A 10,593-nucleotide genomic window follows, 5' to 3' on the forward strand; every position below is an offset into this window, starting at 1 on the left:
GTTCAAGATTTCGGCGCCGGTGTTCAACCGCGGCCGTGCGGCGGTTGAACACCTTTCGTTGACGCGCCGCCCGGCGCCGTGATGCGTTATCGCTTATTCCAGAATGGGAGAGGTCAGAATGCCCGACAGCAGCGAGCGTCTCTTTCTCCGCTCGAACGCGATCATCGAACCGCTGGTCGACCGGTTCTACGCCTGGATGCACATCGTGGCGCCGGCCCAGGCGGCGATGAACCTGGCGAACGTGCAGGTGCCACTGCTGGAGTCCTATCTCCACTCCCCGCAGGTGCACATCGCCGCCAGCACCAACCCCGCCCTGCGGGGCGGCTACTTCGTCAACGTCGAGGAGTCGCGGGCCACCGAGATCGGTGACCTGCTCGACACGATCAAGCGCGACCGGGCCGACATGCTCACCTTCGCCGCCGCGATCCAGGACGCCGACGAACTGCTGCGGCAGAACGCGACCGGCTTCGACCTGACCCCGCTCTACCCGAAGCTCCACCCGTCGCTCCACGGACTGGTCGAGCTCGCCTACGACACGAGCAACCAGGCCTCGCTCCACGTCATGGAGCCGCTGCTCTATCACAGCCCGGCCTTCGACCGCCGCCGCCAGTCGGTGCAGCTGTCGCTGGAGGACGGCGTCGAGCGGCCGTTCATCCTCAGCACCCCGCGCCTGCCGATGCCCGGCGTGCTGGAGCTGCCGATCGCCTTCGACCACCCGGGACTCGACGAGCTGTTCCGCGCCCGGATCGAGGGCACCACCCTGGCCCGCCTGCGCGAGCTGTTCGACCTCGACGACGCCCAGGCCGCTCTGATGCGCGGCCTGCTCGACACCCGGCCGAGCCTGTCGCCCGACCGCCACATCGAGGGCGGCGGCCGCATCCGCTACTACGGCCACGCCTGCCTGGTGCTCCAGACGCCCGAGGCGGCCGTCGTCGCCGACCCGTTCATCAGCGCCGACAACCGCCACGGCGACCGCTACACCCTCGACGACCTGCCCGACCGCATCGACCTGGTGCTGATCACCCATGGTCACCAGGACCACATCGTCCTGGAGACGCTGCTCCAGCTGCGCTCGCGCACCGGCGCGGTCGTCGTGCCGCGTTCGTCGCGGGGCAACCTGTGCGACCCCTCGATCGGTCTCTACCTGCGGTCCATGGGCTTCACCGTGATCGAGGTCGACGACTTCGACGAGATCCCACTGCCCGGCGGGGCCAAGGTCGTCGCGACGCCGTTCCTCGGCGAACACTCCGACCTCGACATCCGGGCCAAGTCGACCTACCTGGTCCAGCTCGCCGGGAAGTCGGTGTTCATCGGCGCCGACTCCTCGGGCATCGCCCCGCCGCTCTACCGGTACATCCGCTCCCACCTGGGCGAGGTCGACATCGCCTTCCTCGGCATGGAGTGCGACGGCGCCCCGCTGACCTGGCTCTACCAGGGCCTGCTGACCCGGCCGGTGACCAAGAAGATGAGCGACTCGCGCAAGCTGTCGGGCTCCAACGCCGAGCAGGCCGCCGCCATCATGACCGAACTCGGCTCCCGCGAGGCCTACGTCTACGCCATGGGGGAGGAGAGCTGGCAGGGGCACGTCATGGCGACCACGTACACGCCCGACACCTACCAGATCAAGCAGATCGAGGAGTTCATGACCTGGTGCAAGGAGCACGACGTGGCCGCCGAGCACCTGCTCAACATCCGTGAGTGGACCTGGTAGGAGAGCATGCCTTTCGTCCGCGCCAACGGGATCCGGCTGTCGTTCCAGCGGTCGGGACAGGGCGACACCGTCCTGCTCGTCATGGGGTCCGGCGCGTCCAGCACCCAGTGGGACATGCACCAGACCCCCGCCCTGCGGGCGGCGGGCTACGCCACCGTCACCTTCGACAACCGCGGCATCCCGCCGTCGGACGCCCCGCCCGGCCGCTACACCCTGGCCGACATGGTCGCCGACACGCGGGGCCTGATCGAGGCGCTCGGCCTGGCGCCGTGCCGGATCGTCGGCACGTCGCTGGGGGCCATGGTGGCGCAGGAACTGGCCGCCGGGGCGCCCCATCTCGTCCACTCGGCCGTGCTCATGGCCACCCGGGCCCGGTCGGACATGCTGCGCCGGGCCCAGACGGCGGCCGAGCTGAGCCTCCGGCGCGACGGGGTCGCGCTGCCGCCGGAGTACCGGGCGCTCCACTCGGTGCTCACCATGCTCTCCCCCCGCACGCTGAACGACGACCACGCGGTGGCGTCGTGGCTGGAGGTCTTCGAGCTGAGCGGCGGCGGGCCGGGCGTTTCCGGCCAGGAGTGGATCGACACCGACCAGGACCGCCGCGCGGTGCTGGGGCGGATCACGGCGCCCTGCCGGGTCATCGCCTTCGCCGACGACGTCGTCACGCCGCCCCACTTCGGCGCCGAGGTGGCCGACCTCATCCCCGACTGCGACCTGGTCGAGATCCCCGGCGCCGGGCACCTCGGCCACCTGGAGCGGCCCGACCAGGTCAACCAGGCGATCGTGGAGTTCTTCGACAAGGTCTGACGGCCTGTCCCGGCCCCCGCGCGGCACGCCCGCGCGGGGGCTTCGTGTGTCCCCGCCGCGCGCATAAGGCGGTGGTTAACGCTTGCGGTCACCGGGGGGAAACCGCCCGGAGGCCAGAGTTCGGATGGCAGGAGTTCGTTCAAACGGAGGGAGCCGATGATGCTGGATTCCGAGATCGGGGCATCGGCGGCGCGGACGGCCCCGGCGCCACCCGGGGAGGCCCCGTCGCGGAACCGCCGGGGCCGCCGGCGTGTGCTCATGGGTGGAGCCGTCGTACTGGTGGTCGGCGCGGCCGCCGCCGTCTACGCGCTGCAGAACCGCGCCGAACCCCCGCCCGCGGTCGTCTCGACGCTGCCGACGGTCCCGGTGGAGCGCACCGACATGGTCAACGTGCGGGAGGTCGACGGCACGCTCGGCTACGCCGGGACCTACACCGTCCTGGGCGCCAAGGGCCGCATCACCTGGTTGCCCGAGGCCGGCGACGTGATCAGGCGCGGCGACCGCGTCTACGGCAAGGACGGGGTGACCGTCCCGCTGTTCTACGGCGCGACGCCGTTCTGGCGGGACCTCCAGCAGGGCCGCACCGGCCGTGACGTGCTCCAGCTGGAGCGCAACCTCGAAGCGCTCGGCTACGGGAAGTACGTCACCGTCGACCGCACCTTCACCTGGGCCACCGCCCAGGCGGTCAAGGCCTGGCAGGACGACGTGAACCTCCCGGAGACCGGCGTCTTCACGCTCGACACGGCGGTGGTGCAGCCCGGCGCGATCCGGGTCACCGACGTGAAGGGCCTGCTGGGCGGCGACGCCGGCGGCACCGTCCTGACCGCGAGCGGCCTGGGCCGCACGGTCACCGTCGACCTGCCGGTCAACGACCAGGGGCTGGCCAAGAAGGGCGCCGAGGTCAGGGTCACCCTGCCCGGCGGCAAGGCCACCACGGGCCACATCACCTCGATCGGGACCGTCGCCACCGCCGGTACCACCAACGCCAAGTCGCAGACCGGCGAGGGCACCGAGAACGCGACGATCCCGGTGTCCATCACGCTCGACAAGGCGAGCAGCGCCGGGCGTCTCGACAGCGCCCCCGCCACGGTCGGCTTCTCCAGCACCGTCCACGAAGACGTGCTGGTCGTGCCGGTCAACGCCCTGCTCGCCTCGGGCGAGGGCGCCTACTCGGTGAACGTCAGGGACGCCTCGGGGGCGGTCCGCTCGGTCCCGGTCGAGCTCGGCATCTTCGACGGCGACAAGGTCGAGGTCAAGGGCGACCTGGAGCCGGGGATGAACGTCGAGGTGGCCCGCACATGAGCCCGACACCGGTCATCGAGGTGGAGCACGTCACCAAGAACTACCCCGGCGGGGTGCAGGCGGTCCGCGACGTCTCGCTCACCATCGGGCCGGGGGAGCTGGCGGCGATCGTCGGGCCGTCCGGGTCGGGCAAGTCGAGCCTGCTCAACCTGATGGGGACGCTCGACCGGCCGACCACCGGCCGGGTCCTGATCCAGGGCCACGACGTCGCCAAGCTCGCCGACAGGCAGCTGGCGGCCGTACGGGCGCGCTGGATCGGGTTCGTCTTCCAGCAGTTCTTCCTCACCCCCTACCTGTCGGCCGTCGACAACGTGGCCACCGGCCTGCTCTACCACGGCGTCGCCCCGCGGCACCGCCGCGAGCGGGCCCGCGTGGCGTTGGAGCGGGTCGGCCTCGGCCACCGTCTCGACCACCGGCCCAACCAGATGTCCGGCGGCGAGAAGCAGCGGGTCGCCATCGCGCGGGCCGTGGTGAGCGACCCGCCGCTGCTGCTGGCCGACGAGCCCACGGGCAACCTCGACTCGGTCTCGGGCGCCGGGGTGCTCGAACTCCTGGCCGAGCTCAACCGCGACGGCACCGCCATCGTGGTCATCACCCACGACATGGAGGTCGCCGCCGCCCTGCCGCGGCGGCTGGAGGTTCGCGACGGCCGGATCCAGGCCGACGTGCGCGGAGTGGAGACGGGGGTCCCGGCATGATCACTCTTCCCGAGCCGGTCCGGCTGCGCGGCGGCGACCTGGTGGCGGTCGGCCTCGAAGGGCTGCGCGGCCGGATGACGCGGGCCGTGTTGTCGGCGCTGGGCATCGCCATCGGCGTCGCGTCGATGGTCGGCCTGGTCGGCATCAGCACGATCAGCATGGCCGGGCTCATGGAGGAGATCCGGCAGCTCGGCACCAACATGCTGACCGTCGAGGCCGGCACCACCCTGCTCGGCGAGGAGGCCCGGCTGCCCGCCGAGGCCGAGAGCATGGTGGCCCGGATCCCCGGAGTCGAGGGCGTCACGGCGGTCGGCCTGGTCGACGACGCCACCGTCCGGCGCACCGACAAGATCCCGTCGTCCAACACCAGCGGGGTGGCGGTGCAGGCCGCCCGTACCGACCTGCTGGGCGCGCTGGGCGGCACGGTGAAGTCGGGCACGTTCCTCAACGAGGCCACCGGCCGCTATCCGACCGTCGTCCTAGGCGCCAGCGCGGCGAACTGGCTCGGCATCGGCGAGGCGGGCGGCCACGTCTACATCGCCGGGCGCTGGTTCATGGTGGTCGGCATCCTCGACGCGGTGAAGCTCGCGCCCGAGATCGACCGGTCGGCGCTGATCGGGTGGGACTACGCCCGCCAGCTCGGCTTCGACGGCTACGCCACCACCCTGTACGAACGCTCCAGCAACGAGTCCGTGCAATACGTCCGTGACCGGCTCAGTCACACGGTTAACCCGGCACACCCCGAAGAGGTCAAGGTCAGCCGCCCGTCCGACGCGCTGACCGCCGAGGCCGCGGCCAACAACGCCTTCAACGCCCTGTTCTTCGGTCTGGGCGCGGTGGCGCTGGTGGCGGGCGGGGTCGGCATCGCCAACATCATGGTGATCTCGGTGCTGGAGCGCCGCCAGGAGATCGGCCTGCGCCGGTCGCTGGGGGCGACCCGGGGGCAGATCCGCATGCAGTTCTTCACCGAGGCGGTCACGCTGTCGGCGCTCGGCGGCGCGGCCGGGGTCGGCATCGGCCTGGTCATCTGCTTCGGGTACGCCGCGTTCAAGGGCTGGCCGCTGGAACTGCCGGTCCAGGCCATCGCGGGCGGCGCGCTCGCCTCGGTGGCCATCGGCGCCGTCGCCGGCCTCTACCCGGCCAGACGGGCGGCGCGCCTCACCCCCACCGAGGCGCTCGCGACCGTTTAGACCCCTTAGGGCAGGTAGCCGAACCGCTTCACCAGCGCCGCGAACGCGGCGTCGCCGGCGATCCGCCGCCGGTAGGCCTCCTCGGCCTCGGGGCTGATCTCCGCCAGCGGCGGCGGCTCGTCCGGCGCCTTCCCCGGACGGGGACGGGGGTCCCGGAACGCCTCGATGCCCGGGAGGGGCGAGGAGATCGGGGCCTCCCTGACGGCGTCGGGCGTCCATGCGGCCAAGGTCCGCTTGATCCGGTCGTCGTCGACCGGGCCCATCGTGCCGAGGAAGGCGACGAGACGGCGCAGGGCCGCGGCCGGATCTCTGGTCAGGTCCTCGTAGCGGACCACGCAGATCTCGCTCAGGCCGGGGAAGTGGGCGCGGGCCCGTTCGGGCGTCGTCCACTCGGCGACGTGGTCCTCCCAGGTGGCCCTCGACGGGCCGAAGCCGGGGATCGCGCCGAGGGCGCCGACCAGTTCGACGGCCGTCCTGGCCCGGTCGCCGGGCTTCACCCGCCCGCCGTGCACGATGGCCGAGATCAGGGAGCGCGGGTCGCGGACCACGTAGACGACCTTGCCGGTGGCCGCACGGTAGGGCGCGATGATCTCCTCGCCGGGCAGGGCGTAGGTGCGCACCACGTGGGGGCGGCGCTCGTCGAGCGGCACCGTCCGGCCCCAGTTGCAGAGCTGGAAGAGGTCGGGGGCCGCGGCCAGCGCCGCCTCCTGGGAGACCTCGTGCGGCGGCGCGTCGAACAGGTAGCCGACGAGCAGCAGGTGGGCGGTGGCCGAGCCCGACTGGCGGCACGACGAGATCCAGGCGAGCGGGCTCATGAGGCGTATCCGTGGTCGCGGGCCAGGCCGGCGAACTCCGCGTCGCCGTCGAGCAGGCGGGCGTAGGCCTGTTCGACGTCGGGGCCGTAGCCCGCGAGGCTGCGCCTGGTCAGGCCGTCGCCGAAGAACGGCTCGGCCGGGGCGCCGCGCGTGCCGTCCTTCTTCTCGACACCGCGCAGCACGTCGAGGCGCGAGTTGGCGACGGCCCGCTCGACCCGCCCGGCGTCGGGGTCGTCGTCGAACCCCAGGAAGACGATCATCTCGCGCAGCACCGTGACGGGATCGCGTCTGAGGTCCTCGTAGCGGACGACGCTGATCTCGGCGCCGGGGAAGTGGCGGTGCAGCCGGTCGGGCGAGGTCCACTCCAGGACGCTGGCCGGCCAGGAGCCGTAGCCGACCTTCTCCCACGCCCGCGCGCCCCGATGGGCGACGAAGTGGTGGGCGAACGCCTCCCGGTGGCCGGGGCCGACCCGCAGGAACCGTTCGGCGCTGTGCAGCACGTCGCGCGGGTCGCGGATCAGGTAGAGCACCTTGCCGACCGCGTCCCGGTAGGGGCGGTGGACGTCGGCGCCGGGCAGGAAGTGGGTCTTCACCGCCAGGGTGCCGGGCCGGTCGAGGGGGAGGGCCCGGCCGTGCTCGAAGACGTCGATCAGGTCGGTGACCGCCTCGTCGAGCACGCCCAGTTCGGCGACCGTGAAACTGATGGCCGCGTCCCTCAGGTAACTCGCCAGCAATATGCGCGTCCAGGTGTTGCCCGATCTGGGATAGGAGGCGACCCAGGCCAGCGGCATGATGAGTCCTCTTTCCACGGTGGGGGAGCGCGCCGGATAAGGACAGGGTTAACGCGGACGGTCACTCGGATGCAACCTTCCGGCGACCATGGTGGGAGCATGAACGAAGGCGAGGGAGCGGTGATCCGGCTCGACGCGGTCCGCAAGGTCTACGGCGGCGTCGCCGCCCTGCACGACGTGACTCTGGAGATCTCCCCCGGCGAGGCGGTCGCGGTCGTCGGGCCGTCGGGCAGCGGCAAGTCGACGCTGCTCAACATGGTGGCGGGCCTCGACCGGCCCACGTCCGGCTCGGTCGTGGTCAACGGCGAGGACCTGACCGCCATGGGCGAGGCGGCGCTCGCGCGGTTCCGCCGCCGGCACATCGGGATCGTCTTCCAGTTCTTCAACCTGCTCGACGACCTGCCGGTGCTGGAGAACGTCGCGCTGGCGGCGCGGCTCGTCGGCGTGCCCGCGCGCGGCGCCCGGGCCCGTGCCCTGGAGCTGCTCGACGGGCTCGGCATCGCCGACCGGCGCGATGCCTACCCGGCGACGCTGAGCGGCGGCGAACGTCAGCGGGTCGGCGTGGCCCGCGCCCTGATGAACCGGCCCGCCCTGCTCATGGCCGACGAGCCGACCGGCGCGGTCGACAGCCGGACCGGCGAGCAGATCATGGACCTGCTGCTCGACCTCAACCGCACCGGCCAGACCCTGCTCCTGGTCACCCACGACCAGTGGCTGGTCACCCGGTGCGCGACCCGGCAGGTCGACTTCATGGACGGCCGCATCGTCGGCCAGACCGAGCTCGACAGGGGCCGGTCGTGGCACGCCCGCTGAGCGCCGTCTGGACGGTCGCGCGCGCGGGCGTGCGGCGCCGCCGCCTCCAGACGGTCAGCATCGCCCTGGTCGTCGCACTGGCCACCACCACCCTCATCTTCGGCCTCGGCCTGGTGACCCGGGCCGGCTCCCTCTTCGACGACGCGTTCGAGCGGGCCGCGGGCGCCCACGCCACCGCGCGTTTCGACCCGGCCGAGGTGAGCGCCGGACAACTGGCCGCGACGGCGACCGCGCCGGGCGTCACGGCCGCGGCCGGGCCGTTCCCGGTCGCGACGTTCCCCGGGATCGGCGGGCCGGGCCGGGCCTTCAGCCTCGTCGTGGCGGGGCGGCAGGACCCCGGTGGTCCCGTCGACCGGCTCAGCGTGACCGCGGGACGCTGGGCGAGCGCGCCGGGGGAGGTCGTGCTCAGCGGCTCCCCGGCGGCCGGGCTCGGGCTCGGGACGGTGCTGCGCTCGTCCGGGCTGCCCGAGCTGACCGTCGTCGGGTTCGCCACGTCGGCGACCGGCGGGGTCGGCGGATGGGTGACGCCCGCGCAGTTCGACACCGTCCGCCCCGAGGCGTACCAGATGCTGTACCGGTTCGAGCGGGCCGCCGACTCACCCGAGGTGCAGCGGAGTCTGGCCCAGGCGACGGCCGGGCTGCCGATGACGGGCAACGAGTCCTACATCGCCACCCGGCAGGCGTTCCAGGAGCGGTTCCAGGAGATGATCCCGTTCGTCGGGGTCTTCGGGTTGCTGGCCGTGGCCGTGTCGGTGTTCATCGTCGGCAACGTGGTCAGCGGCGCGGTGGTCGCCGGCTTCCGGCACATCGGCGTGATGAAGTCGCTCGGGTTCACCCCGGCCCAGGTCACCTCCGGCTACGTGCTGATGGTGGCCGTCCCGGCGGCGGCCGGCTGTCTGGTGGGCGTGGTCGCGGGCGGGGTCGTCGCCGCGCGGACCGCCGCCGGGCTGGCCGGGAGCTTCCAGCTCCCTTCGGCCGGGGGGATCTCCGCCCTCCTGGCCGTGGCGGCGGGGGCGGGCGTGCTCGCCCTGGTCGCGCTCGCCGCGCTGGTCCCGGCGTCGCGGGCCGGGCGGCTCCCGGCCGTGCAGGCGATCAGCGCCGGGACCGTCTCGCGCGCCGGACGGGGACGAGGTCCCCAGCGCCGGCTGGCCCGCACCCGGTTGCCCGCGCCGGTCGCGCTCGGGCTCAGCCTGCCGTTCGCCCGGCCGGCCCGGACCGCGCTCACGCTCGCGGGGCTCTGCCTCGGGGTGACGGCGGTGACGATGGGCCTGGGCCTCCACCAGACGGTGACGCGGATCGGGCTGGCCGACACCGAGGGGCACACCTCGGTGAAGGTCGGCGTCGACCCGGGCGTGCCCGAAGAGAGGCGCCCCGGCCAGGAGGAGGTGACCGCGTTCGCGCGGTCGCTGCCCGGCACCGCCGCCGTGATGAGCCAGGGCAACCTGACCGCGACGATCCCCGGCCTGCCGTCGGAGATGACCGTCGAGGGCTATCTCGGTGACTACGGCCCGTTCCTGGGCGACAACCTCGTACGCGGGCGGTGGTTCGCCGCTCCCGGCGAGGTGGTGCCCGCCGAGGGGTTCCTCCGGCTCCACGGGCTCGACGTCGGCGACGAGCTCGTCCTGTCGGCGGGCGGCACGGAGACGAAGGTCCGGATCGTCGGCTCGTTCGCCCACCCCGACATCGACCGGCTGATGCTCGACGCCGCCACCTTCCCCCAGCCCGGCCTGCTCTCCATGTCGGCCGCGGTCTCGGTGATCGTCGACCCCGGCCTCGACCCGGCCGCCTACGTCGCGCGGGCCAACGCCGTCATGCCGCCCGGGATGCGGGCCAGGATCAGCGCCCCCGACCTGGGCAACGGCGCCGTGCTGAGCACCCTCTTCCTGGTCTTCTCCGTGGTCATCTGCGTGGCCGCCGCGATCGGGGTGGTCAACAGCGTCGTGCTCAGCACCCGGGAGCGCAGCCGGGACCTGGGCGTGCTGAAGGCGATCGGGATGGCTCCGGGCCAGGTCGTGCTGATGATGCTGGTCTCCATGGCCTCCCTCGGCCTCGCCGGGGGCGTCGCCGGCGTGCCGCTCGGCGTGCTGGCGCACCACGTGGTGGTCGACTACACCGGCGGCCTGCTCGGCAGCGGGATGGCCCGCTCGTGGATCGACGTCTACTCCTGGCCGCTGCTCGTGCCGCTGGCGGCCTCCGGCGCGCTGCTGGCCGTCGTGGGCGCGTGGCCGCCCGCCGGGCGGGCGGCGGCGATGCCGACCGCCTCCGTGCTCCGCAGCGAGTGACCTCCTCCGGCCTTGTTCAACTGCGGCGATGCCGTGGTTGAACAAGGTCGTCTTTCTTGTGTTCCCGCCGGTCGTGCGTTGGAATGTCGAGGTCTACCGGGGGCTGCCGAAACGTACGGGGTAATTCGAATCGACAACCGGGCGTTTCTTCGGCGCGGCGTTCGCTGCTTAAGGAGACGCACAA

Annotated in this window: 9 protein-coding genes; 7 read left to right on the forward strand and 2 right to left on the reverse strand. The window is 72.6% G+C overall.

Annotated features, from left to right (window positions below; all coding sequences use genetic code 11):
• The first annotated feature begins 118 nt into the window (after positions 1-118).
• From GT755_RS35080 to GT755_RS35100, 5 genes are all read left to right on the forward strand, one after another.
• A complete protein-coding gene (locus GT755_RS35080; RefSeq protein ID WP_161483865.1) occupies positions 119-1,711 on the forward strand; it encodes an MBL fold metallo-hydrolase in 1,593 nt (530 codons plus the stop codon).
• Positions 1,712-1,717: 6 nt separating this feature from the next.
• Positions 1,718-2,518, forward strand: a complete 801-nt coding sequence (locus GT755_RS35085) for an alpha/beta fold hydrolase (RefSeq protein WP_161483866.1) — start codon at positions 1,718-1,720, stop codon at positions 2,516-2,518.
• Between the two features lie 159 nt (positions 2,519-2,677).
• Positions 2,678-3,820, forward strand: a complete 1,143-nt coding sequence (locus GT755_RS35090; protein WP_161483867.1) for a peptidoglycan-binding protein — start codon at positions 2,678-2,680, stop codon at positions 3,818-3,820.
• Positions 3,817-4,518, forward strand: coding sequence for an ABC transporter ATP-binding protein (locus GT755_RS35095; RefSeq protein ID WP_161483868.1), 702 nt, complete (start codon positions 3,817-3,819; stop codon positions 4,516-4,518). Before GT755_RS35090 ends, GT755_RS35095 begins: the two co-directional genes overlap by 4 nt.
• Complete coding sequence (locus GT755_RS35100; protein WP_161483869.1) at positions 4,515-5,708, forward strand: ABC transporter permease; 1,194 nt, start codon at positions 4,515-4,517, stop codon at positions 5,706-5,708. Before GT755_RS35095 ends, GT755_RS35100 begins: the two co-directional genes overlap by 4 nt.
• A 5-nt stretch (positions 5,709-5,713) precedes the next feature.
• On the opposite strand, the gene GT755_RS35105 is transcribed toward GT755_RS35100, so the two are convergent.
• Together GT755_RS35105 and GT755_RS35110 are read right to left on the reverse strand one after the other, a co-directional pair.
• A complete protein-coding gene (locus tag GT755_RS35105; RefSeq protein WP_161483870.1) occupies positions 5,714-6,523 on the reverse strand; it encodes a sulfotransferase domain-containing protein in 810 nt (269 codons plus the stop codon).
• Positions 6,520-7,314: a sulfotransferase domain-containing protein gene (locus GT755_RS35110; RefSeq protein ID WP_161483871.1), complete on the reverse strand. Its 795-nt coding sequence runs from the start codon at positions 7,312-7,314 to the stop codon at positions 6,520-6,522. Before GT755_RS35110 ends, GT755_RS35105 begins: the two co-directional genes overlap by 4 nt.
• 99 nt (positions 7,315-7,413) lie before the next feature.
• Here GT755_RS35110 and GT755_RS35115 point away from each other — a divergent pair, with 99 nt between their 5' ends.
• A complete protein-coding gene (locus GT755_RS35115; RefSeq protein ID WP_030455527.1) occupies positions 7,414-8,127 on the forward strand; it encodes an ABC transporter ATP-binding protein in 714 nt (237 codons plus the stop codon).
• Positions 8,112-10,409 carry an ABC transporter permease gene (locus GT755_RS40250; protein ID WP_161483872.1) on the forward strand — a complete coding sequence of 766 codons (2,298 nt, stop codon included), beginning with the start codon at positions 8,112-8,114 and terminating at the stop codon, positions 10,407-10,409. The genes GT755_RS35115 and GT755_RS40250 overlap by 16 nt, the downstream gene beginning before the upstream one ends.
• Positions 10,410-10,593 lie beyond the last annotated feature (184 nt).

The organism is Herbidospora solisilvae, from assembly GCF_009901565.1.
GTDB classification, from domain to species: Bacteria; Actinomycetota; Actinomycetes; order Streptosporangiales; family Streptosporangiaceae; genus Herbidospora; species Herbidospora solisilvae.